The following is a 24,143-nucleotide window of genomic DNA, read 5'->3' as shown; positions in this document are numbered from 1 at the left end:
GCGAATGTTCCGCGGGCCTCTTATATTTGACAAGTGCGGTGTTGCTGCGCGAAGTCCCCGATCCCTGTAATTTTGTCCGTTTGTTACAGTCGGCCTGCGCTATGGAAACTTAAACAGTCTCCGGTAGCAGCGCACGGCTGGTGATGCTGAAATCCACGTTCGCCCGGACACCAGTACCCGCTCCCGACGGACTTTCTCCCACCCGAAACACCGCAACCGCCTCCCGCAAAACAGCAGCCTGTTCTTCCAGCGATTTCGCCGCCGCTGCCGCTTCCTCTACGAGTGCGGCATTGTGCTGCGTGACTTCGTCGATCTGCGAGACGGCCTTGTTGACCTGCTCGATGCCGTCGCTCTGCTCCAGCGCGGCGGCCTCGATTTCTCCCATGATGCCGGTCACGCGTTCGACCGACTGCATCGCCTCGTTCATCGTGCGGCTCGCCTCGGCCACGAGTGACGCGCCCTGCTCGACCTGAGCCGCCGAATCGCCGATCAGTTCCTTGATCTCCTTCGCCGCCGCGCCCGAGCGCTGCGCGAGGCTGCGCACTTCCGACGCCACGACTGCAAAGCCGCGCCCCTGCTCACCGGCTCGCGCCGCTTCCACGGCCGCGTTCAACGCGAGAATGTTGGTCTGAAACGCAATGCCCTCGATCATGCCGATAATCTCTGTCACTTTGCGCGACGACTCGCTGATGCCGTCCATCGTCTCCGTGACACGCGACACCACCGTGCCGCCGCGCGTGACCGTGTCGAGCGCGCCGTGCGCGAGCCGGTTGGCTTGCTTCGCGTTGTCCGCGTTCTGCTTCACGGTCGCCGACAGCTGCTCCATGCTTGCTGCCGTCTGCTGAAGCGCCGCCGCTTGCTGCTCGGTGCGCGCCGACAGGTCTGCGTTGCCCGAGGCAATTTCATTCGCGCCCTGCGTAATGGCCGTTGTGCTGCCGCGCACTTGCGACACCGTGTCGACGAGACCATCGCGCATCTTCGTCAACGCGCTCAGCAACTGGCCCATTTCATTGCGCGACTGGCTCTTGATCGCCACGGTCAGATCGCCTGCCGCCATCCGCTCGAAGTGCTTGACCGTGGCATTGACCGGCTTGATGAGCGCCGCAGACAACGCGACCCGCGCCGCCACGCCGATCACGATAGCGAGGGCGCCGATTGCGGCGAACAGTAGCGTCGCAATCTGGAAGCGTTGCGCGGCGGTCGCGGCCTGGCGGTGCTGGTTCTCGGTCTGCGCATGTTCGAGCGCGTCGATCGCCTTCGAATACGTGGAGTAAAACCCGTTCGCCGTCTCGCCCTGAATGTTGCGGAACGTATTGAAGTCGAAGTCGGTGAGCGCTTTGAACTCCGGTTCGATTGCCTTATCGACCAGCGCGTTACGGGCCTGCTCGACGTTCTGCGCGAGCTTCTGCTCCGCGTCGCTCGAAAACGGTCCCGCCATGTAATTGCGAAAGTCCTTGTTCGATTCGACCAGCACCTTGTGCGCGGCGGGCAGCAGGTCGTCGGTTTGCTTGCCGACGCTGAAGAGCGTTTGATAAGAGCCCAGCGCGAGTTGCACCTGCAGCAGCTTCTCGGAGCTCGCCTTCAGATGCGAGAGTGCCGCTGCGCTGCGCTGCGTGTCGTCGAGGCTATTGTTGGCAAGCTTCAGTGCGCCATATCCAACGCCGATTACGGTCAGCAGGAAGGCAACGAATACGCTGATCACCAGCGTCAGGCCGCCACGAATTGTGATGTTATTTAGCATTGGGTCTCCGGAACCGTCTTGTCGATCCGCGGCGAGTGTGCCGTCCGCCCGCATTGCGCACACGTCGCCGCATCCAGGTTAACGACGCGGCGCGATCCTCCCTACATAGGTGAAATCCATGACTGGCGCGGCTTTGCGCGCGATTTGCACCTCACTATCTGGGATTTGTTGCGGCTCTTGCGAGCCCGGCGCTTTTCCGGGCGTCTCGCGTTTCGTTTGTATAATTCGGCGTCTTTGCTCAGGCCTACTTTCATGCTTAGTTTTGCGCTCGGCTTTCTCGTTTCACTGCTGATCACGCTGTTGATCGTGCGCTATGCGCATCTGCATGAAAAATTTTCGACCGACACCGATCTGGCCGGCGTACAGAAATTCCATGTGCGCCCGGTGCCGCGCATCGGCGGAACGGGAATTCTCGTCGGGCTGATCGTTTCGGCCGTGCAACTGCGCTATGCCTATCCGGCAGTATCGGGCGGCATCCTCGGGCTCATTGCGTGCGGCATGCCGGCCTTCGGCTCGGGTCTCGTCGAGGATCTGACGAAGCGCGTGTCGCCGCTCGCACGCCTTGTCTGCACGATGGCGGCAGCGGCGCTTGCGTATTTCCTGCTGGACATCGCGGTCACGCGTATCAGCGTGCCGCCGCTCGACTTCCTGCTCTCATACGCAGTGATCTCGTGCGCGGTCACGGTGCTCGCGGTGGCCGCGCTTGCTAACGCGATCAATATCATCGACGGCTTCAACGGCCTTGCGTCGATGGTGGCGTTCATGATGTTCGCGTCGCTCGCTTATGTCGCTTTCCAGGTGCACGATCCGATCGTGCTGTCGGCGTCGTTCATGATGATGGGCGCGGTGCTCGGCTTCTTCATCTGGAACTTCCCGGCGGGGCTGATTTTTCTCGGCGACGGCGGCGCGTATTTCATCGGTTTCATGCTTGCCGAGTTGTCGATCATGCTGGTCATGCGCAACCGCGACGTGTCCGCGTGGTATCCGGTACTGCTCTTCATGTACCCGATCTTCGAGACGTGTTTCTCGATCTATCGAAAGAAGTTTATTCGCGGCATGTCGCCCGGCATTCCGGACGGCGTGCATCTGCACATGCTGGTCTATAAGCGGCTGATGCGTTGGGCGGTCGGCGCGCGTACCGCACGCGAACTGACGCGGCGCAATTCGCTGACGTCGCCTTATTTGTGGCTGCTATGTTTGATCGCGGTGGTGCCGGCCACGTTGTTCTGGCGGCATACGCTGCATCTGTTCTGCTTTGTGGTGGTGTTCGCGGCGACCTACGTGTGGCTCTATGTGAGCATTGTCCGGTTCAAGTCGCCGCGGTGGATGGTGGTGAGGAAGGGGAAGTAACCAAGCCACCTTTAGGAAGCACGAGCAGTGAGGCGGCGACAACTTTGACTCCTGACCCCGGCGCCGCGGAAAATGCGTCTTAACTGGAAATTCACAGCGGAGAGTGAAAGGCACTGTGCCAGCTGACGATTATGGAGTCTGTCAGGCTTTTGGCGGCTATGTGGGAAATTGAGTGCTGCGGAACGTCTTGCTGGCTTATGTTCGCAACCGGAACGTGAAGATTGCATGATTGAGGACAGCTCCAGCGGACAGTCCGGACGCAAGCAGCTCGGATCGCATGCCGTCTTCCGAGTTGCTTCATGTCGATCATCCCAAAAGATTTGGCGAGAGATTCGGGCAAGGGGATGGTGTTTCCCATCGTGGCTACCGAAGCTGGCGATGGATCTGTAGAAAAATTTCGAGAGTGCTGCGACGACTTGAGCAAGCCAACGCTTCGGGCCGCGAGTGGGTTATCACATCAAGCACAACCTATCGCTGTGCCGCGCTTGGGTCCCGCTATGTTCAGCCTCGCGCCGGTGAGTGTGAATTTTCGTGATGACACGCTGCGATTTCTAGCCTACCCGAAGGCATACCAACGCAAGCAAAATGACTTTTGGAAAGCATCGGCGTCGGACCGAGCTTGCCGAATCGCGTGCCGGCTTGCGTTCGCGATGTTACCTGCAGAGATAAAGAGGCTATGCAGGAGTCCAAGGGTATGGCGTCGAGATGGTTCAGGAAATAGCGATATCGCTGCGCTCAGATGCGTACGCAATTTTGACGTTCCCACGGGAACTTCCAATGCAGAACGCGCAGCGGCGTCAACCGTGCACGCCGCTGCGGTGCATCGTCCAGACTGCGTGCGACCACGTGCCGACTCAGCCACGCGGTGGCCGGCATAAAATGCGCCACCGCAAGCTTGAGCCCGTCGGTTTGGTGCGGTCCTCATCCACGTAATTGCCCTTGGGCTATTGCACCTTCGCTACCTGCGGACTGACTGCAGCCAAATAGTCATCCGACGTCCCAGAAGCTTTCGGACATCCTCGCAACGGTTTCCGGATAATCACGAACTGGCGGACCTCCTTGCTGCGTCAGTAGCAAATCCCCTACCAGAGGTGCAATTCGCATCGAACTCAGACCATGACCGCGGCGTGGAACAGCCATGGGAATGGGCTTCATTGAACGTAAGCTTTGTAAAGGCCGCAACGAACAGGAATTGCGAGCGCGGAGCGACTGCATACGTATCTCCAAACCGGAGGGCACCGTACTCGCCCCACATTATTATTGCTTGCCTTACGACGTTGCGCGTCGACGTAGGACGTATCTTGCGACGGCACTAGGCGAGGACTGGGCGTGCAAAAGCGTACACACGAATCATCACTGAGCGCGGCATGCCGTCCATCAAGTGCAGTCATCATCTGGCGGGGGCCGTCGCATTCAATTTTGCCATCGTGTTGCAGGCCGGGCACGTCACACTGTCACCTTCGTGTGCAACATCCTGCCCGTTCAGTTAAATCGTGGCCGGCGTAGCGTGGACGGTGCCGGTAGCTGTCGTCGTGTCCCCGTTCAAGATGAGATGTCGTTCCATGAAATTTGTTCGCTTACCGACGCTTCACAGATTTCAGTACATCATCCCAGACTGCAATCAACATCGGCCGTGCGCTTTCAGGCACTGCAGTGTGCGTATCCATGGAAATCCTCATCGTCGGCTCGGTCGCGTGATCGTTGCCAGTAAGCGCGCTCCATTCCAGCGAAACGTCTTTTGACTGCTTGATCGCGTAGCCATATTCATCGCCTTCCCGTCCCGCAACGACCTTGCCGCCACGTCGCAAGATTTCTGTGTCACTGGACACCAGGTTAGCAAGCGGGACTGGCAGGTTGCTCATACGGGCAAGAAGATTGCCGCCAGTATTCTTGGCCTCAGTATTGGTGCTCATCATAAGCGACGCATCGGGACCCGATAAATCGACCGAAATCAATGCTGTCTCGCCGCCCGCGTAACCACCCGGAATAAAACCTCGCTCGATGCAAAACCCCTGCTCAGCTGGGACAGCAAATGGATCGCGAAGCCGGATCTGCTGGATGAGCTGTGAGATAGCCACTTTCGCGCCTTGAACAGAATCGTTTGTTACCTCGATACTGAAAAGGAAACCCGTGTCCTGCTTCAGAGTCGTTCCACGCACACTGTAGAGGTCGTTTCCGCTTTGCCAGACCTGAACTGAGTCAGCCGCATTGTCGCCTTGTGAGACAACCTGCTTGGGCTGGAAGTCGGTTACTTCGGCGTCGCTTGCAATCTTATGCGCCGCTTCGTCATGAAGCTGCTGCTGATTCACAGGGTAGAACACATCTATGTTGATACCCTTAAAGCTTTGTACCAGACGCACATTGGTTGCCGAATGGGGGATATCTATTGTGTACCGTCCCACACACACCGTCCTGAGCGGCGCAGCGTTGGCGGTGGTAGAAGATGCGCTCATGGCGGGATCCTGACGGTTACTGCAACCCAGCAAAGGAATTAGAAATGATACTGTCAATATTGTGACAACGAGGCTCGTACGATTCATGCATCTCCCCAATCGGCCTTCTGCGCGATCTTGGCAATCGCGTACTTTGACACGGCCATCACGTCATGTATTTCTGTCATGTACGCACCCTGATGATCGAAACCCTTGAGCGCAAATTGCTCGATAGCACTGCCGTTTTTTCCGGGCGCGAGCCCGGACTCGTGCGGTACGGTGCCGTCACCGTTCGACCCTGCAGGCTGAATTTCGAATCGCTCGTGAATATCTCCCATCCACGAGGCATTCGCAGTCGCTTCGACCGTTCCCGCACCGTCGTCGTTTCGGGGTTTGCCATTCAGCGCCAGCGTCTTGAGCTCGGCGTCTGTGTCGAACACTGACATCGGACCACGCATGACATAGCGCTCAGTGCCGATGTTCCACTGGATTTTCCCCCAAGACTGGTGCGCCGAATCGGCCCCGTAAAATGCATAGGTTTGGGGGTGATAGCTATTCTGGAGCGTTGCGTGAAAATCCTCGGCGCTCTGCAGACAATTCATGTATTTCGCCCACGCAACATCGTCGCCGCCGCCGGCTCGTGTTTGCCCCGTTGGCGTAAGTGCGCCACCTATGTTGGCGGGATTTAACCACGCCGGATTCACTAGGCGCCACCATTTATCTCTTTCCGAATAGACTGATTTGTACGGGTTGCCATCGATGCGATAAACGTCGCTATTGACCTTGATCGTCAGCCACCCACCCGGATAATCCTGGTTCGGCAATAGCTGCAAACCGCCAGGGGCCTGCGCCAATACCGGCGTCACATCCCAACCATACGCTCCGAGGAAAAGCCACGTTGCGAAGCTAACCGGGGACATGCTAGCGCGTTCATTGCCTGCTTTCATTCGCTTGTAGGCAGCCGGTGCGCCCAGTGCCGGCATCGCGCCATGCAGGATGCCGAGGACACGGTCCTGAGCGTTACCCATTTTCGGATGCACCGCGGCCCGCGCAACGAGGCCTCCCATCGAATGCGTAACGAGAATGACCTTTTTAACGGCCTTACTTCCCCATTTACTACGATAGTGAGCGAGGATATTGTCAATCTCGCGGGCGAGGTACTTTCCGGACTGCTCGTTCGATTGCAGCCAGTTGTATCCGACCGCGTGCACGGGATACCAGTATTTTCCGACCTGTTTCAATTCGTCGGCGCCGAGCTTCAACGGATGGGCTTTATCGTCGCTTTGGACATTGATGCCGTCCCCCTGAAAAGGCAACCAGCCGGCTTCAGGAAGCACCTGCTTGAACGCGGGATTCCACTTCACCACGTTGTTCAACTCGCGTTCGAGATATTCCAGGAATGGCCCATAGCTGCTCCAGTAAACCGTGCCCCACCCGCGAGTCTTTAGCAGTGCATCGCTGAACCCATTGGTGGGCTTAACGACTCTGGTCCCGTTCACAACCAGATCGTCATCAACCTTGGTGTTTCGGGGATCAAACACAATCTGACGGTCGGCAGGGCTGAGCTTGATGATCTTGAGGACTGCGCTCGTGGCATCTGGCCTCCATATGTTCGAAACCTGCTGTGCTTTCGACGCGTCAATGGCTTTGAGGTTGGACCCCATGATAACGGGCACGAACACAACCGGGATTATCCGATCGGGAGGTACCAGACATTCTGCGCGCGCGGTCATGCTGACCGGCGAGGTCTCAGATAACCAGCAGGGCAAGCCGTCGTCGTCGTGATGGTGAACCAGAGTTCGATTCTGATCAGCCATTAGTCCACCTCAGGAAGATACTTAAGGACGAGTTGCTCGTAGGACGAGCTTTTCTGTATGCCCGTCCGTCCCTCCGCATCGGTGCGACCGGTAATAAGAGTCCCATCACCACGCGTAATCTGGAATTTTCGGTTCGCCATGGGTTCGCCTGTGCCCTGATGACGAAGAATAAACTGCTCATCGTTGGGCATATCTGGCCAGGTGTTCATTTGTTCAGCATGTGACGTAGGCCCGCTAAACGAGTGCCCGGCACCCTTTATATCGATCTTGCCGGGCGCGTGAATCTCGATGTTGCCGTCCCTGACGCGAATATAGGCACCTCCTGACGTCAGCAAAATCTCCTGCTTTGCGGCTGCTTCGATCTTTTCCGTTGCCGAAAGCAGCTTCAACGTCTTCTGCGAGGTTAATTCGATGTTGTCCGAGTTCGCCTGAATTTCGACCTTGCCCTTAGCCGCGAAGAGCTTCATCCCGGCGTTCTGTACGTACAGGCTCAGTTTTTCCGCGATGCTCGCGATCAACGATTTGCCAGTCGCGATGTGCGTGCTCTGACCGCTCACGAAGTTAATGTGCTGGTCCGCGGACACATGGGCCGATTTCTGCGTGGACAGGGCAACACCAGACGGACTCGCAAACAGCATGACGGGCTCCTTGAATGCATTGGCATTGCCCGTGCCGCCGCCTGCGGTCTTGCCGCCCGACGCTGATCCTGCAACGCTGCCTTGTATCGCGTCGGTGAATGACTTGAGCGAGTCGTAGCCCTCCTTGAGGCTTTCCGCCCGGTGCGTTGTGCTCGCATCAGACAGCGCTTCAAGCGTACTTTCCGAATTAACCAGTTGCGAGTTCGCTTCGCGCACGTCGAGTTGCTGGCTCGTTGCTGATTTCGCATGCGTGGAAACATACAGGCCCTGCCCCGCACGCACTGCGCCGTATGCGTCGGACTTCAGGTCAAAGCCGTTGCCCAGATACGGCCCGCGTGTGTTGGCCGTCTGATCAATCAGGTAGCCCAGGTGCAAATGCGCATTCGTGCTGCTGCTGTAGAGATGGACGCGGTTCTGGCCCGTCGAGTCATCCATCACCATCTGGTTGTAGCCGCTGCCCTGATATTCCTTGGACTTGTAGCCAGAGAGCAACCCGTTGGAATGCCAGTGCGGTCGTGTCGCGCCGTTATAGACGCGGCCGGTGACTAGCGGCCTATCGCAATCGCCGTCCACCCAGTTGATCAGAACCTCTTCGCCGACTCTTGGGACATGCACGCCTCCGTATCCGCCACCGGTATCGGACATGGCAACCCGCACCCAGCATGATGCACTTTCGTCGCCGTCATTGAGCCGGTCCCAATGAAAGCGGACCTTGATGCGATTGAGTTGGTCGGTATAGACTTCTTCGTTTGCCGGTCCGACGACAATCGCCGACTGCAAGTGCATTACCGGCTTGTGATGTTCAAACGGGCTACGATACGGCACAACCTTGCGCTGCGCTTCTACTTCAATGAGGAAAAAGCCTTCACTGCCATCGGCATGCCTGACCTTCAACCTTTCTTCAGAGGCGTGACCCGATCTAACCGTCGCCAGTTCGCCTTTCAGGCTGTGCGGGAAATCGGCGGCCTGACTGGACACCGGCAGGTTGTTTTCAATGAACCACGCTGCCTCAATAATTGCGAATTGCCTGTTCTGCCCGCTATCCGTGGCGTGATCCGGGTGGTCATCCAGTTCAAACCAGCGACCGGCGTCCATCCGCCGCACACCGCCGGCACCGTAAAAACGCTTCGCCCGCGATTCCCATTCTTCCATGCGGATTTTTGAGAGGGCATCACCCCGGTCCTGATTGCCGTAGGTATAAGCGCCCGTATATTCATATACCTCGGCTTGCTGAGGCAGGTTTCCCTGCGTGGGAAGCGTCGGGATATTTGTGCCTTTCGGGCTCGCGGACGAAGCCGGCGCCTTGTAATCGAAGGTGCGGGTCGTGAGTGTTGTGCTTTGGAGTGTTCTCGTGCCCGACCACTGCACCAGGGCATCAGTTTCGCTATTCGTGCCCGCGCGATAGAACTCGACGGTTTGGGGCGAAAGCGGCTGCAATGTATCCAGATTGTCTGTGACGACAAGGGTATGCGATTTGCCGTCGCTGCCCTGTTCGAAGTAGCCGAACAAGCCTTCGCTTTCCATCAGCCGGTGGACGAAATTCCAGTCGTCCTCGTATTGCAAGCAGAACGAGCGCGACGGGAGCGGCTTGCTCAACACAAAACGAAATGCTCCCTGGGCCTGCGGATGCATGTTGAAGACTTCGGTCAATATTTCGTCCGCGGACTTGTCTTGCCAAATCCGCGCATCCTTGCGAAAGCGCAGAAAGTGCATCCAAGATGCGAAGCCAATCTGATAACTCGTGAGACCGCTATCCGAGCCGAGACGGCGGGCGGTGTGTACATAGCCGTGGTAAGGCAGATAGGACCGGTCGGTCTGCTGCATCCAAAGCGTGACAGGCTGGGCGATCAGGATTTTAAGTTCGATCGCTGCATATGTGGAAACGACATCGACGGTGAAATCGTAATGGCGGCCAATCCGCGAATAACCGACAGCCCGCTGCGGGAGCAGAATACTATTACCCAGCGAGCTATCCAGTCTCAGGAGGCGGTCACTCTGGACGAGTCCGCCAGTTACTGCCCCGATTATGTCCTGCGCTCCCATACTGCCTCTTTTTAATGGCTGATCGAGCGACCGCGCTCTGCGCGATTCTACGAAACTTCAGATGAATCGACCAGTCATTCAATGTCAGCAATTGTAAAGTGGCATGAATTTGAATCTAATATGCGATTGGCATATCTGTAGGTTGCGTTAAATTAATTCGCGGATACGCTGTCGGCATAGTAAGTCGATTACGATTCCGGGATTCAAAACGGCAACTAGACTGCGCAATCCATGCAACGCAATCGCAAAAAACGGCTAGTAATCGGACGACCAGCTAGAAAACCGCTTGGCAAGACCATGCTGTTACCTCACTCAGCGATTTATGTGCGCATAGTCGCAGTGTGCAATCATATTGGGCTCGCAGCATTCCGGACGGGCAAAGGCAAACGGCGATTTGCTGGCGCAGTTGGTCAAGGCGCTATGAAGCTCCCTTGACCCCGCTTGAGCGAGTCCGGCGGGCAGCATCTATTCCCGCGGGAGCCAAGCGTCGCCTTCATGCGCGATTTCATACGTTCCATCCGTTGGACCTGCTGCATTCAATGCGCCAAGTCCAACCACGCGTTGCGCAATGTGGCGCATCTGATACTTCACAAGACTCGAAGAAGACAACGATTGAAGTATCACGCCCGAATGTCCTATCAAGTCTTGGAACAGCATGGCAGGAAGGAGAAATCCGACGAACACCCACCACAAAGCTCGCGGTCCACACGACTAGCGCACTCGCGAAGAGCAGTTCCAACATACCTGGCCAAAGATACAGCAAATGGCTTGAAACCGAACCAAGCATCAACGCAAAGCAGCTATACGAACGCCTCACCACGATAGCTCCCACCCTGTATTCGGGCACACGACTGCGTCCTGAGGATCCCGTCTATCAAACCAGCGAAGCGGCCGTCAGTCACCGTAGCCAAGGACCCGCCTGCCAAGGCGAGTCATTGCTACGCATTAACAGCTCAACGCATCCCCGGTGTGAAGCAGATTTCGTCTTCGTCCTCAATGTCGCGTGAAGGAGGCAATCGATGTCAGCGTCAAGACTTTGAAGCACGCGTCGCTATTCGATGGAAATACGATTCAGTGACATCAGCTGCAAGCAAACCCAGTCGTTGCGCCTTCCATGATGGATCGCAGATCTTGCATGGCGCCGGAAAGCAACGATGTACGACCGGGGCATCACAGCAAGGCGCCGTTTCTGCAACACCTGTATTGCAGCCGTCTGCGGTTCACTCAATACCAAACTCGACTTGCGCTGCGGATTGCGACGGAAGAGCGCAGTGAAAACACCGTCTTTCAAGAAACAAGATACAAAGCCGTCGAGCTCTTCGCACGTTTCGCTTGCGACCTGCCCAGTGTCCGAAAGGCAGCACTGCCTTTGCTCGTGCGAAACAAAGCGCACGGATCCCACCTCTCGCGTCCGGCGTGTCGGCGGTAAGTCCGCTTTGCGCCGCATCGTTGCAGACGTTCGCGTGACAAAACATCTGCCGCCGGTTTGGCCGGATCAGGCTCGCGCGTTCACCGCCTCCCCGCCCGCAAGGTCGTGATTCGGTTGGCAAAACGGACTGATTTGCGACAAACGCAATAACCGACCAAACACACAAAGCTCGCAAAACCGGCGTTGCTCACAGTGCTCAAGGTATTGGGAACTGGGCCTGGACGGCCGCGTACCGGAGAAGACATGCCTCATCTCGAATACATCTGCACCGTGCACCGCCACCGCGGAAAAGCCGTTACCTAAACTGCTCACTTTGCTCGCCCCGGCGTCATCGCCACGTACCACACACTGACACGTCCGCTGGTCGAATGGCTTTTCAGAAGCTGTGTTTCCGTTCCCTGCTGCACGCGTTAAAAGCAGGGGCTCTGCCCGCGGTCGGCCACTCTTTTGTTTTTCCAACGCTTTTTCCATTTTCATCGAGCCACCAATTGTGGAGAGTCGCTAAATGGGCGGCATTTGACCGAATCGGTCGGGTCAACGCGCCGATAAAGAGCACGTTTCGAGATCCGCAACTCGGCCGCTGCGTTGATTTTTCCCGCCGGCTGTCACGGTCGACTCGCGGACTGTTCGCGGCCTGAGTCAACGCTCGAGGTCGGCCCGTGAATCGCCCAAAACGATCATGCCCCCACACGAAAGAGGCGCAGTGGGCAGATGGGCGCACTTCGCCAGGATCCGGTAAAGTGCCTGCCGGGAGATGTTGAGGTTTTTGGCCGCCTCTGACTTGTTTCCGTTCGCCGCGGTAAGGGCCGCTATCGCCTGTTCCCCAGAGATGACGGGCCGCGACAGACGTTCGACCGTGGCAAAAGTCGAAATGTAGGCAGTCGCCTTCGCAGCGAGGCTATGTCCTGCTGCCTCGACGAGTCGCTGCATCGCCGCCTGGTGAAGCGCTGGATCAGGGCGGTGATCGGGCCGTTTGATCGGCGCGGGTACGCCGGTTGTCCGTTCGTACATCTTTTGCAGATACGCGTGGCGAAGCCCATGAACCGTGACGCCCTGGGCGCTGCGGGTGATCCCCTCCTTCTGCAAGACGTGGTAGAAGTGGCGATACCACTTCTTCAATGACCACGGCTCCGGAATCATTGACCCCGTGCGGGGGTTCGAGAGCCTTGCGGCGCGGATAAGCACCTCGTATTGCCATTCAGCATCGATGGGAACGGCTCGCGGACGTCCGCCTTTGGTGCCATCGATTACCTGGAGGTGGCCTGAAACTCGAAGACACTGCAGCGGACGCAGGAGCATGCTTTCCTGTGCACGTAAGCCAAATGTCGCCTGAAGCTCAACCTGCATGGCGACCCACCGGTCGCGCTCGCATAATCGGGCGATCACGTCATCGAGCTCGACTCCCGCCGCCTCCCATGACTTGTCTTCCCGTGCAACGTAATAGCGACGATACCCTTCAGGACGCTTGATGTAGTCGTCCATTGTGCCGACGAGCTGGTGCTTTTTCATCCAGGCGGCTAGCGTACGCCAGTAAGTGAGCTTATTCTCGACCGTGCCGGGCGATTGTTTCTTTTCGTTGATCCAGAGGGTCACGAGATAGCCGATGTGTTTCTCTGCGAGATTCCACGGCGACTGGATGGCGAAGCCTCCTTTTCGAAGTTCGCGGAAGCCGGCGACCAGACTCTGGACGCGATACTTTTGGGTCTTGATTGATATGGCGTTCGATGTAACGCGGGTTTTGCTATGCGCTTTTGTTAAATGTCGTTGAAACAGCTCCGCCAGTTCGTTCGTGAGCCGTTGCGGAAGCCCCGCGTTTTCCATCAGCGCCGAGAAGTTCAGTTGGATCTTCACAGTCGTTTTTCGTGAAAGGCGGCATCCTCCCCTATCAAGAGGACGCCGCGGATTGATGAGGACCTGCACGCTTTGCTTTCCGGGATCTTAGAGATCAGAGAGTTGATTCACCCGGCGCAGGGAAGCACTGCCGCCTGATGATCCTCGAGCCGGCATCGGCCGGCACGAGGCTACCCGACCGCAGACTCACGTCTGTCGAGCCAGGCAATTCCTGTTGCGCTTTTCTTTTTCGGCTGCGCGGGCCGAGAGGAATGGGATTAGAAATCCGCACATAACGTGCAAGTGATTTCCCGTTCGGAGAGCCTGCTCACCGCGGTCGCATTGATATCGGATCGCGTGAGTCAGGCATGGCTTTACGCCGTTGACGGAAAGCAGGTCTGGACGTTCGCGATGTCCGCGCGAACGTGTTCTCAGTCGGTACAGAATTGCAATCTGGTCAGGAGACCAGCCGCCGTGCGGGTCGCGGAGAACTCAGTTTCCCCAACGCGACCTGCGACGCCGGCTCTGGCTTAACTGCCAGGCAGAAGGTGGACGCCCCACCGGGCGACTAGCTCAGGAAATGGAGTGCGCTGCACTCAGGTCGATGCGTCACTGACGCAGATAGGTGTAGCCATATTAAGTTTCTCGACGCGAGAGTTCGGGCGAAAAGCTCGCGATTTTGCGGTAGCTTTCGGCCAAGGCGTTGCGCTCAGTGAAGATGGCTCGTGCCTGGCGAAAACTCAGCAGGTGCTGCCGAATTTCGGACCAAGGAGAACAACGCGCTGCAGGGCGTGTTCGCGGCGAGAAGCGAGCAAATCAGCGGATGGCGACTGGACATCTTCGGTCAGCAACGTCAAGCGCCGCTGCCGTCCCTGGAGTCAGATCTGTCCATTCCGGTAAAGGAGGACAGGCGCAAGCGCGCGGCAAGGGGCGTCCGCCTCTATCAGACGATGTGCCGCTCGGGCACGCTATGGATGCGATGCCGGCCGCAACATGATCGGATGACGAGCGAAACGGTCATCGGCAAGCTCAGGTACCGCGGAGCAGGATCGGATCGTCGAGCATGTAGGGCCGCCACATGCCCTGATCAAGGACAGACTTGACGAAGCGCGGGGGGGAGGTTCCAGGCGGCGCCACTGATATAAAGGAATGTCACCACGCCGTCGTGCGCCCTGTTCGCGAACAGGCGCCGTCGGCCACAGCCTGGCCTGAGGTCCACGTTTTTGGCAGGACCCAGACGGACGAGGTCGGGCACGCGCGACTTCGATTGTGTCGTTTCTTCCACGGAATTTGAGCGCTCGTTGTCGCGCAATCGCGTGGAATTCATTAAGGAAAGTCGTTTCAAATTATCGCGGTGCCACCGAAGCGATGACATTCTTTTTTACAAGCAATAAGCTGCGCACCGCTTCCATGAGTGCTTCATTTCGTCGGACTTCCCCGCACGCTGACTTGTCGGCAAAGGCCGTGAGCGACAGGATTGCGCCGTGGGGCGCAGACTGGTCAAGCGGTTGGAGATGCCGATATTTTGCCGCGCCGTTCCAGACAAATGATGTCCGAAGCGTTGGTCATCACCGGCGACATCGAACGCTTCAAAACGTCACACGACGGAAGGACCAACTCTGAAAATCCGCACCGTGCTCTTCGCCGCAGATGCCTTGAGTAAAGGATCTTCGATTCAATTTATTGGCCTTGACGCTCAGACTGCGTTCGACCAGCGGACAGCGAGGCACGAAATGCGGCAGCCTTCGCGTGCTGCGTACCCCGCTGGCGAACTATAGACTGCCAAGGCTGTGCCGTACTCAGAGGATCAAACACTTCGGCCTATGAGCTTGAGCCAGCCGTGAGGAAGGTTTCCATGCATATACATCCGACGCCCCTCGCAAGCTCTTGATGATGATCGGGAATTGTCTGCATGCATGAATCGACTTGCTCATGGTTAGTTGCAACAGCATTCCCGCAGTCTGGAGGAGATCCGTCCCCCGGTCTTAACTAATCATGGCTTGAACTACATGGGCGGTACAGACAGCAGAACCCGCGATGGGCGATACGAATCTACACCAGTGTTCCGTCACGTTGCTGCTGGCACCTCCGATGCCTCGGTGCCAGCTGGATCTCAAGGATGCTTGCGTTCTATTTCTAGTAAGTGCTACTTCCACAGCTCGGACACGCACAGGCAACTGCGCCGCATATGAGGGTCTACCTGCAGCGCCCTCGCAAAACTCGAACTCGCGTAAGAGCCAGCACGCAAAGTCCGACGCAGCTCGGGCCGGCGGCCCATTACGCGTTGTCTTACCGCCAGACAACAACATCTCCTGGGCGCAAGCAAGACTGAAAAAGCGACTACTCCAGCGGAAGCCGATGGTCGATGACTAGCGAGTAATGCCCGGACGACGTCGTTGCCGCTTAACCTTGCGTGCGTTACGCTCCATCAGCGAGCTAAGTCCACACATGGCAACTGCGGCGCCCAGTATTAGAAAGCTGATATCCATGCTCATTCCTTTCGCTCGAAATCACTTCATGAGTAAACGTTAGCACGAAACTGTTGACAACACCTCGTCTTATCGTCTGATACGGCGCAGGCCAGCGTCAAATGGACTCCATACTGTGCCTTCAGGGGAAAAAGCAGCAGGACGTGCGTGGCAGAAACGGCCCACTGCTGGCGACGCTGTTTCCCGCCTGGTTGCGCATGACATTCAATCAAAAAGCGGCGCCCCGACGCAACGGGCCTCTTCATGGATTAGAACCGGCAAGATCATTCAGTTCAACGAACAGCGCGCACGCCGAGATTATCCGGCATCGAGGACGTCGGTATTGCAGACGTAGCGTACTACCGTTTCAGGGCGCCGCATTCGGCGCCGGGTTATGACGCCGGCGATATGAGCGATTGGCGTATTGGATCGCCGATGATCTGTACTTCACCGTATGCCCCCGACCGCCTAGCGATGTCAAGCACCAGGTCGCAAAAGTCGGTTCCTTGAGCGCAGACCCGCGACGGCAAAAACGCTAGCGCGACGAGTGCAGTATGAGATTTTTTCTTCAACACATTGCGGTGACGCCGCGTCATACGTTGCATGGCACGTTGAGGTAATTTTTGTTAGTTCATCATACACACGGCAGGCGGAAGTCAAGGAAGCGCTGCACAACTGACCCGCGCGCGAATGACAGGACGTTTGACGCAATCCGTTGCCTACCGTGGTACGAATGGTCGACGGACATTATCAGTGCACTGTCGGCGCGAACGCGATGTGCGGGTCAGGAGGGCAACGAAGACCTTAGCTCGGCAACGTACTCGATCTTGGGCTGAGGGAGCCGAGCGAGATCATGATCCGCTTTCGCATTGAAACAACGAGCCCTTCTCGATGCGCACAGTGCGCGCGTCACCTCCCCGAATCCAGACGCCTGGACCAGCCGGCTGACGGTCTTAACCCGAAAAGCTCCGCAAAAACGCATAGCTTTTCGTCCAGCATAGCGTTGCATCCGGCAACTGATTCCACCCTGATCGCACGTTTGCCGGAACTCTCGCTCAGGTCAATATCGCCCGGGATTGCGGCGTCATCAGGCATGTCTCTGGCGTATCTAACGAGGTGCCGGGCGAATGTGGCTGCTCGGTTCACAATCAAAGTGTGTTGCGTCCGTAAGGTAGGATGCAACGAGATGCCGTCCTGGCTTTTCTAGATGAAGTCGAAGCTCACACGGCAATCGGCTTGGCGCCTCGCCTGGATCAGCCTCAGGTTTCCGAGAGACACAGACGTTAATGCCTCGTCACGCCCACACGGCCTCCAACTCGGGACGGCTCTACGGGAGAATCTCATAAAGGCATGAAACTCGCGCAAACGTTTCGACCTAATGAATGCAAAAGGACCGTTAGCCGGCTAACGGTCCTCGCGACGCGCAAAAACCCGCCGCTCCTTGCCCAGCAAGGCTTCCAAGCCAACGCTTGCTCGCACTGACCTTGTAATTTATGGAACCGCCTTGTATTGCGCGTATCGATCCGTCGGGACAAAAAAACCGGCTGCGGCACCGGGTTGAGTTCATGAGAATGCGCGAATACAAAGCCGGCGCGGCCGGCAAATCAAGGGTTTCGGACATAAACGGGCCATAAAAAGCAAAAGGCCACACCCGAAAGTGCAGCCTTTCAAGAAAAGATGCAAGAGTGAATGCCGGTCCGCGTCAATAATCAGCGTCGAACGCGCGGACGCCGGCGTTCGCGATCCGCCTTGCGGCCGAGGTCACTCATGTGCTTGCCATACGCACAAATCGCAATCGTCAGGATTAGCGCAACTACACCGAAGCCCATAGTGATTCTCCGTTCATGAAATCCATGCCCTCAATAAAGGTTAGCACAATCGCCGCAAGCGAGGCCTCGTTCAGAATAGCGCCCGCGTCGAACTGCTGATTGAGTGCCAATACCCAACGAAACCCACCAGCGAAGCGACAGAGAGCGCGTGACAGAAGCGACCGAACTGCTGCCTCTGATCCTTACTCCACGCCTTTGCGATCGGGATTATTGACAGCTTCGCTCGACATTCGTGACCGGGACGATGACCGAAAAAGCACCGTCCACGCGATGATCGAGCGGCGCATTCAGGCCATCGATCAGAGCAACTACTGAGGTCGGTCGCAATCGGTGGAGGCCAACGCGCCGCCTGCGATAGAAACGGCCATCGATGCTGGCTCTGGGTTTTCTGTTCGCGCCTGAGATCGCGGCGGCGCATCGGAGTGCCGCGTAGCACGCTCTTCTTCCGACGGCTCAGCAACCACCGTTTGCCTGTGTCAACTCTCGCCCCAATCCACACATCGCAGTTCCAAATGGGCGGCGAGTCTCACGGCATCGAGATGCTGAAGATGGCTTGCGCGGAAGCGGTTCAATCGTGTGCGCATAAAATGGTGAAGTTCAGATGGATACAGGATCGCTTCGGGCAGCGCAGGATCGAGCACGCACTGCGAGGAGGCGAAGATTGCAATGGACTCAACCGGACATTCGTATTCCGCGAGTAACGCACGCAGATGTCGCAAAGCGGGCTTTGCCCTGCGTAGTGGAGACGTCTGGACAGAAACGACACCGACCTTGCCATGGACGAGGAGTTCGTCGTCGTTTAATGAGCGCTTTACAGTGCCCGTCCAATCGTATCGGTCAATGACAAATGATCCGAACCCAGTCACAGCAAGACAATCCACCCACGTCATCGGATTACGCGATCCGGGTGCGTGCTCAAGCATCACGCCGCGGCGTACGACGAATGCGCGGTCGGACATTGTCCGCAGTAGCGCTGCAACGCTTTTTGACAAAGAAAGGGACAAACGGCGTCGATGCGCCATCCAGCCATCGCGATCGTCGGCCAGTCGCCTGAAGTCCGGCGCGAGTTCATGGGAGCACGCGCCAACACCGTATGCATCTATATTCTCAACAGAAAACAACGTCTTGCCCTGTTTCATTTGTTCTCCTTTCGTGGACTGAAGAGGGTTATCGGACGGCGATTCACTCACGACTTCGACGGCTGGCGAATACAACCGTCAATTCACCAGCAAATTGGCGTGATGCTGTGTCGCAGAGCAAAGGGATTGCCGATAACTCCAGCTTGTCATCGGCAATCAGAAGTCAAGGCAACGCTCCCAGACAAGGAGCAACCGGAGAGCGTCGGTCATGAGCCCTATTGCCTGCCATCCAGTCAGCGGCCGTTAGCGCTTGCCACTTGGCAGAGAAGGGAATTAAACTTTTAGCATACCGAAATAACAGGGGCGTGAGGCCTGCGAAGAAGACGGGATCGGGCAGGAGCGAACCGGACAGTGTCTGAAAACAGCACTTTGCCGGACCGTCACGCCGTCGACAAAGCTGGAGACGAAACGCTGTCGGGCATTGCACACTGCCGGCAAGCGCGGCAGCACGGTTGAACCGGGGCCGGCCCAAGTCCCAATTCACTATGTATAGTGGCTTTCAGCCGCTGTGATGCACTGATACGGAAGGTAAAGCTTGCAATGGAAGTTGCCTTTGTTAGCGATTAGCGAGTGGATCCTTGCAGGAGCACCCCTTTGAAGCTTGGATCATTGGAGATGAGCCGTTCCGCCTCGATGTACTCGGGACTAACAGAAACTTTCTTCATCACGCTGCGGATTGCACGCTCCAGGTCGCGTCGGTACCCGAAGAGAGCGCCGGCGTCGCTGCACTCAATAATGAGTCGCCGCGTCCCCCTACCCTTCCTGATGCGAATGCGAGAAAGGTCCGATGGGTGAACGTTCTGCCCGTTTAACTCCCGAAGAACAGTTTCGGCCGTCGCCTCCCTTATTCCAGGTCTTAGACTTCTCACACACTGAAATAGCACTTGCCGGCCCAACTCCTGGTCTAGCGCGAGAAGTTTTCGTCCAACAGTGAAAGTCAGTCCGGCCTCACTGATATGAACTGGCAAGCTACCCCAAAGCGCCATGATATGCACCGCATCGCGTATGTTCTTTCGCGAAATGTCAAGCGCACGGGCGCAGCCGCTGTAACTGGTCCATTCCCCTCTGATTACACCGACGTGATATCTGTCGGAGATGGTTCTCGGTGAGTCCAGCGTCTTTTTCAGAACCTTGTTCTCAGGGTTGCCGAAGCAGCGCAGCGCGCGCCTGGACACAGACCCTTGCCCATTTATCGTTGCGAGCACCGCTCGCGCTGAGAGCTTCCTGCCAGCCGCGACATGCTCGCCGACTCGCTGAAGCACGGTCTGAAGACCATCCCGCGCGATAACCTCGCGTATCACCCGCACGGAATACGGCGTTACCCCGGTGGGCGACTCAAACAAGCCGATTACCCCGGCGGGCAGAGCAGCCACGTTAAGCGCCAGCGAAAGTTCGGCCTGACTAACGCCGAGCGCGGCAAGTGCGCCCTTTTGCGTAGTCCATTTTCCTTTGATCAGTCCGTCTTTATAATAATGGGCAATAATGAAGCAATTGCGCTTTCTGAGTTGTCGAAGCAGTCCATCGGGGGTCATGGTTTTGTCTCACGCTTGATCCGGTGTTGCGGTAATCTGCAGGCAAAGCGTTACGATACGCGACTTGCCGCTCAAATGGCGACCGAATGGGGCATGAAAAATACCCTCTTTCAGAAAAAGACGACGGCTGGTCAACCGTCGGGCAGTCACGTTGCACTGGAGGCATGACATGCGTACCCGCCGGCTACTGCTGCCAGTCTGGATGCAGAAGGGCACGCGTGCGCGGATTTCATACTTGTGGCCATCAGATGTCGTTACCACGCCGATGCGTCTTTCGCGCTTTCCCGAGAGTTTGCGACAAGATGGCCGAGCGCTTCGGTCCTGCCGGGTCGACGGCAGCTCGACTCGGCCCGCGTCGGTTTGTGGCGTCTGTCTTATAAATGTGCTGCCGCCCCGTGAGCCGGCTCACGGTGGCGCCGGCAGCGCGCTACCACCGCATCGTTCTGTTTTAATTGATGAAACAGGCTGATTTGCGAATTCTCGATTGATTGATCAACGGCGCAAGGTTCGCAAATAAGGGGCACGCCGCGCATAGCACATAAGTGTTAGCGTCGATTCAAGACTGACCCACGAATGACAACTGCGGTGCCTAGTGCCAGGAACCTGAGGTCGAAGGCATTCCGCTTCGCTCGACATCTCGTCCGACATTAAGACGACGTCTGGTCACCAGGACAAGCAGGACGAACAAACCGAGATTCATGATGGTCAACCTCCGTTCATTGAATGCGTAGCAGCGATGCCGCCGGCGCCTAAGCGCACTAGCGCTCCACACCGCCTCTATAAAGCGATTTGCGCAGCGCGCCTGCCGAACTGAACGACCCCGAGTCCGTCGCCGATGTGCTGCACCGCCTTGCTCGCGATCCTCGAGCATGCTTCGGCGACTGCGGGTCTGTTGTGGAGAAAATCGCGCCGAGACGCCGGCACGGAGCATCAGCGCGGTTGCGCCGCACGCCAATTCTGGAGGCGATGTCTCGAGGCGTCAACTGCCGTGTCCGCCTGCTGGCTCACGTAACGGTGTCACGCGGGGTACTCTCCATGGCTCTTTTTCTTGCGCGCAGGCTTGGTCTTGCGTACCGGTGCCGGCTCCATCGCGTCGGCTCACCGAGTTGGCCGGGCGAGGAAAGTGTGCTTTGCAAGAGTGTCAACACGGTACGAATCGTCATCGTTGGGGCCTACTGTCGGGTACGCTGCGTCGGCGGAGCATGATCCTTTTCGGTGTAAGACGGGGCGTGCGCGGCTCCCGATTTGCGAATTCTGTACAGTTGATCGATTAATAGGAATTTCGCAATTCAGCTCGTTTAATAAACGAAGTCAATAGGATGCGGTAACAGCAGCGTGGCTGCCCCTACCGTTAGTCTGCTGACGGTACCGCTACATTTGAGTGACCTACAGCCAAAACCGAGGCATGCGCCAAACGGCTGTCGACTGGGCACGGTCGAGGAGATGGACCGGAGTGGTCAGCCGATCTTCTCAGACATTGTCATGGGTCCCCTTCGTTGTCTTTCGGCTGCGTACACGGCAAACCGGCACCCGCGCGCGGGATAATTACTTCCGGTGCCCCATGTCGTTAGCCCGCCGGCAAGGGGGAGCGTCGTCGATTTGAAACCGTTGGCCAAGTCTTCATTGAACGGACACAACTGGAAAGCGCCCGCATGTAAACGCCCCGCTCTGCTTGAAAGCTGCGCCGATTATGTCGCCATTTGCGTGCAGGGCAGGCTGACCGATCAGATACAGTTGATTGAACACAGACGGTTGACTTCGACGCACGGCAGGCAACGGTAGTCGGTGAACGGTGAACGGGTTGTGAAGCACCGTGCAACTTAGCCTCCGAAATTAGCAGGATTTCCCCTTAAAGAGGAGGGTTAATGAAAGTATCAGCGTTTGGCGTCGACATTGGTTACGGCCACACCAAAGGTGCGCTGCGTACAGGATCCGATATTTCTACCGTGAGCTTCCCGTCGCTCGCGCCTCTTGTACCTGATCTTGAGTTACCGCGAACCAGAGAACGCGTGGCCGACGGGTTGAACGTTGTTTTAATTGAGGTGCAAGGCTCTCATTATGCAGTCGGCCCCGAAGTAGAGTCGTTGTCAGCGTGTTCAAGCCTAACGCGAACGTTATTTGACAGTTTCTGCTTGACGCCCATGTTCACCGCGCTACTCGGCGGAGCACTATATCGCGCCGGTGTAACCGACATCGAATGCATGGTGCTTGGCCTCCCGTACCACCTCACCGGGGAATACTTCAGATATCTTCGCGATGCATTTACAGGCGCTCTCGATTTTGGCCAAGGCCCGGTCCACGTACGCTCGGTAGAGGTCGTTCCCCCGCTGCTCGGATCGCTCGGAACCTTCTCCAATTCCGGCGATGGCCGCTTTGATCCGGAGCACGGCCATCTCTTCATCGATGTAGGCTACTCCGAGACTAGCTGGCTGCTGTATTGTGACCATATGATAATCGACCAATGTTCGGGCCACGTCCGGGGCGGTGCATGGCAGGTCTATAGAACCATTGGATCGCTGATCGCGAACCAGGAGCGCTGCCCTGTAGACAATATGGAACGCATTGGCAGATGCCTTAGCGATAAGAGGCCACTTCTGCACTACGGTAAGGGTATCGACCTCGCTCCGTTGGTTGAAAGCACACGAGCCGTAGTGAACGCTGCGTTGAAAATAATCCGTGATCGCACTCCCTCTCCTTCGAGGTTGAGGTCGATCGTATTGACAGGAGGCGGAGCAGGCCTCTACGAGACAGCGGTGCGCGCCGCCTTTCCCCGGGTACGCATCGACGTCCTGGACGCGCCCTCACACGCAAATGCGAAGGGCTTCCTTCTAATCGGCGAGGCCCTGCTCGCGGGAAGGAAAATTGTGCCTACGTCTGCATGAACTCGCGAGGCGCTGTGGCTCCCGGACTAACGGGCGCAGCGGGTTACTTCACGGCGCAAGAAAGAGGAGTTAGGTCATTGGCGCGCCTGTTTCGCGAGCGGTGCAGATCATCAATTAGTACGACTACTCACTTCGCCTGACGGGATAATATTATTCACGATTATTTATCACGTCTCGATCGTCTTTTGCAGTAAAGTCTGGTGCTGCTTGGCAGCGTCCTCCTTCTCCGCGCCAAGGTCGCCAGCTACGTTGTCATCGGCACCTGCAAATTGATACACCGTCTACCAATTCTTGAGTGCCGTTGACAACGTGGTCACGACGTAGGCCGGCAGAGCCCCACCGCCTCAGCGTGGTCGGCATTGCGCCAGGTTGTCTGTGACGATCGAATCACCGCAGTCAACAAACGCAAATCCCGGTCAGCCAGCATCACTGGCCGCACGCCACCGCACTTCTTCAGGTGTACGCCGACTCGATTGCGCTAGACTCTTAAACATCGCGAGCAACGCGGTTAGCCGTTGCCCTTGAGGTAAAACAAGCTCGAACTGCTCCCCGATCAATACGGCGCGAGCAATCCAATATGCAGATCCCAAATAATCGGGCAGCTCTCGATATTCAGTGTTCAACAAGTAAGACGCGACGGTTTCCAGATGAGCGATTTCTGAGTCGGCGAGCCTCGCGGGTAGTTTGCGACAAGAAGTTGCCGAGGTGTCGTTCCTCTGTAGTCCTTGATTTTTATTGGATTTGAAATAATGCTTCGTCAAAGGGTCCATGTTTCAATGGGATCGGCTGAGGTGACCCCATCTTGCCGACGTCATTGAAAAGTCAAGGCAGCCCCAAGGTGCGAGTGCGGCGAGGAGTGTCCGGATCCGAGTATGCTCGAATCCCGCGAAGAGCAGCGTGGAGCCCTCGACTGCGTAAGCGGTTAGAGATGCATCGGAAAAACGTGGCGAGCCGCTCGCGGCACGTAGGGTGTGGACGCCGACAGGCTACTGCGGCCAATAGGAGTTACACCC

10 protein-coding genes are annotated in these 24,143 nt (G+C 57.1%); 3 read left to right on the top strand and 7 right to left on the bottom strand.

Annotation, left to right across the window (positions count from 1 at the left end; translation table 11 throughout):
• Positions 1–109: 109 nt before the first annotated feature.
• The gene (locus OH764_RS03210) at positions 110–1,741 is read right to left on the bottom strand and encodes a methyl-accepting chemotaxis protein (protein WP_498847999.1); all 1,632 of its coding nucleotides are present in this window, start codon (positions 1,739–1,741) and stop codon (positions 110–112) included.
• 252 nt (positions 1,742–1,993) lie between these two features.
• On the opposite strand from OH764_RS03210, the gene OH764_RS03205 reads away from it, so the two are divergent.
• Positions 1,994–3,091: an MraY family glycosyltransferase gene (locus tag OH764_RS03205; RefSeq protein WP_498847998.1), complete on the top strand. Its 1,098-nt coding sequence runs from the start codon at positions 1,994–1,996 to the stop codon at positions 3,089–3,091.
• Between the two features lie 1,577 nt (positions 3,092–4,668).
• Here the strand turns inward: OH764_RS03205 and OH764_RS03200 are convergent.
• The 3 genes from OH764_RS03200 to OH764_RS03190 all read right to left on the bottom strand — a co-directional run bounded on the left by OH764_RS03200 (position 4,669) and on the right by OH764_RS03190 (position 10,021).
• Positions 4,669–5,544, bottom strand: coding sequence for a T6SS immunity protein Tli4 family protein (locus OH764_RS03200; protein WP_498847997.1), 876 nt, complete (start codon positions 5,542–5,544; stop codon positions 4,669–4,671).
• 83 nt (positions 5,545–5,627) lie between these two features.
• On the bottom strand, positions 5,628–7,340 hold the full coding sequence (locus OH764_RS03195) for an esterase/lipase family protein (protein ID WP_498847996.1): 1,713 nt from the start codon (positions 7,338–7,340) through the stop codon (positions 5,628–5,630).
• Complete coding sequence (locus tag OH764_RS03190) at positions 7,340–10,021, bottom strand: type VI secretion system Vgr family protein (RefSeq protein WP_498847995.1); 2,682 nt, start codon at positions 10,019–10,021, stop codon at positions 7,340–7,342. Before OH764_RS03190 ends, OH764_RS03195 begins: the two co-directional genes overlap by 1 nt.
• 539 nt (positions 10,022–10,560) lie before the next feature.
• On the opposite strand from OH764_RS03190, the gene OH764_RS03185 reads away from it, so the two are divergent.
• A complete protein-coding gene (locus tag OH764_RS03185; protein ID WP_498848742.1) occupies positions 10,561–11,028 on the top strand; it encodes a hypothetical protein in 468 nt (155 codons plus the stop codon).
• 1,061 nt (positions 11,029–12,089) lie between these two features.
• Here OH764_RS03185 and OH764_RS03180 read toward each other — a convergent pair.
• From OH764_RS03180 to OH764_RS03170, 3 genes are all read right to left on the bottom strand, one after another.
• Positions 12,090–13,271 (bottom strand): integrase domain-containing protein, encoded by a 1,182-nt coding sequence (locus OH764_RS03180; protein WP_498848741.1) that lies wholly within the window; start codon positions 13,269–13,271, stop codon positions 12,090–12,092.
• A 4,782-nt stretch (positions 13,272–18,053) separates the two neighbouring features.
• Complete coding sequence (locus tag OH764_RS03175; protein WP_498847994.1) at positions 18,054–18,716, bottom strand: nuclease-related domain-containing protein; 663 nt, start codon at positions 18,714–18,716, stop codon at positions 18,054–18,056.
• A 563-nt stretch (positions 18,717–19,279) separates the two neighbouring features.
• Complete coding sequence (locus tag OH764_RS03170) at positions 19,280–20,248, bottom strand: hypothetical protein (RefSeq protein WP_498847993.1); 969 nt, start codon at positions 20,246–20,248, stop codon at positions 19,280–19,282.
• A 1,865-nt stretch (positions 20,249–22,113) separates the two neighbouring features.
• Here OH764_RS03170 and OH764_RS03165 point away from each other — a divergent pair.
• Positions 22,114–23,130 (top strand): PRTRC system protein D, encoded by a 1,017-nt coding sequence (locus OH764_RS03165; RefSeq protein WP_498847992.1) that lies wholly within the window; start codon positions 22,114–22,116, stop codon positions 23,128–23,130.
• Positions 23,131–24,143 lie beyond the last annotated feature (1,013 nt).

It is taken from the genome of Burkholderia sp. M6-3 (assembly GCF_050858985.1).
Lineage (GTDB): Bacteria > Pseudomonadota > Gammaproteobacteria > Burkholderiales > Burkholderiaceae > Paraburkholderia > Paraburkholderia caledonica.
Note: the sequence above shows the minus strand (reverse complement) of the source record. Positions and strands in the feature narration are given on the sequence as shown.

What these genes read in the sequence shown, in the direction of transcription:
- OH764_RS03210 (WP_498847999.1), bottom strand. Translation starts at nt 1,741, where the DNA reads ATGCTAAATAACATCACAATTCGTGGCGGCCTGACGCTGGTGATCAGC.
- OH764_RS03205 (WP_498847998.1), top strand. Translation starts at nt 1,994, where the DNA reads ATGCTTAGTTTTGCGCTCGGCTTTCTCGTTTCACTGCTGATCACGCTG.
- OH764_RS03200 (WP_498847997.1), bottom strand. Translation starts at nt 5,544, where the DNA reads ATGAGCGCATCTTCTACCACCGCCAACGCTGCGCCGCTCAGGACGGTG.
- OH764_RS03195 (WP_498847996.1), bottom strand. Translation starts at nt 7,340, where the DNA reads ATGGCTGATCAGAATCGAACTCTGGTTCACCATCACGACGACGACGGC.
- OH764_RS03190 (WP_498847995.1), bottom strand. Translation starts at nt 10,021, where the DNA reads ATGGGAGCGCAGGACATAATCGGGGCAGTAACTGGCGGACTCGTCCAG.
- OH764_RS03185 (WP_498848742.1), top strand. Translation starts at nt 10,561, where the DNA reads ATGCGCCAAGTCCAACCACGCGTTGCGCAATGTGGCGCATCTGATACT.
- OH764_RS03180 (WP_498848741.1), bottom strand. Translation starts at nt 13,271, where the DNA reads ATGGAAAACGCGGGGCTTCCGCAACGGCTCACGAACGAACTGGCGGAG.
- OH764_RS03175 (WP_498847994.1), bottom strand. Translation starts at nt 18,716, where the DNA reads ATGAAACAGGGCAAGACGTTGTTTTCTGTTGAGAATATAGATGCATAC.
- OH764_RS03170 (WP_498847993.1), bottom strand. Translation starts at nt 20,248, where the DNA reads ATGACCCCCGATGGACTGCTTCGACAACTCAGAAAGCGCAATTGCTTC.
- OH764_RS03165 (WP_498847992.1), top strand. Translation starts at nt 22,114, where the DNA reads ATGAAAGTATCAGCGTTTGGCGTCGACATTGGTTACGGCCACACCAAA.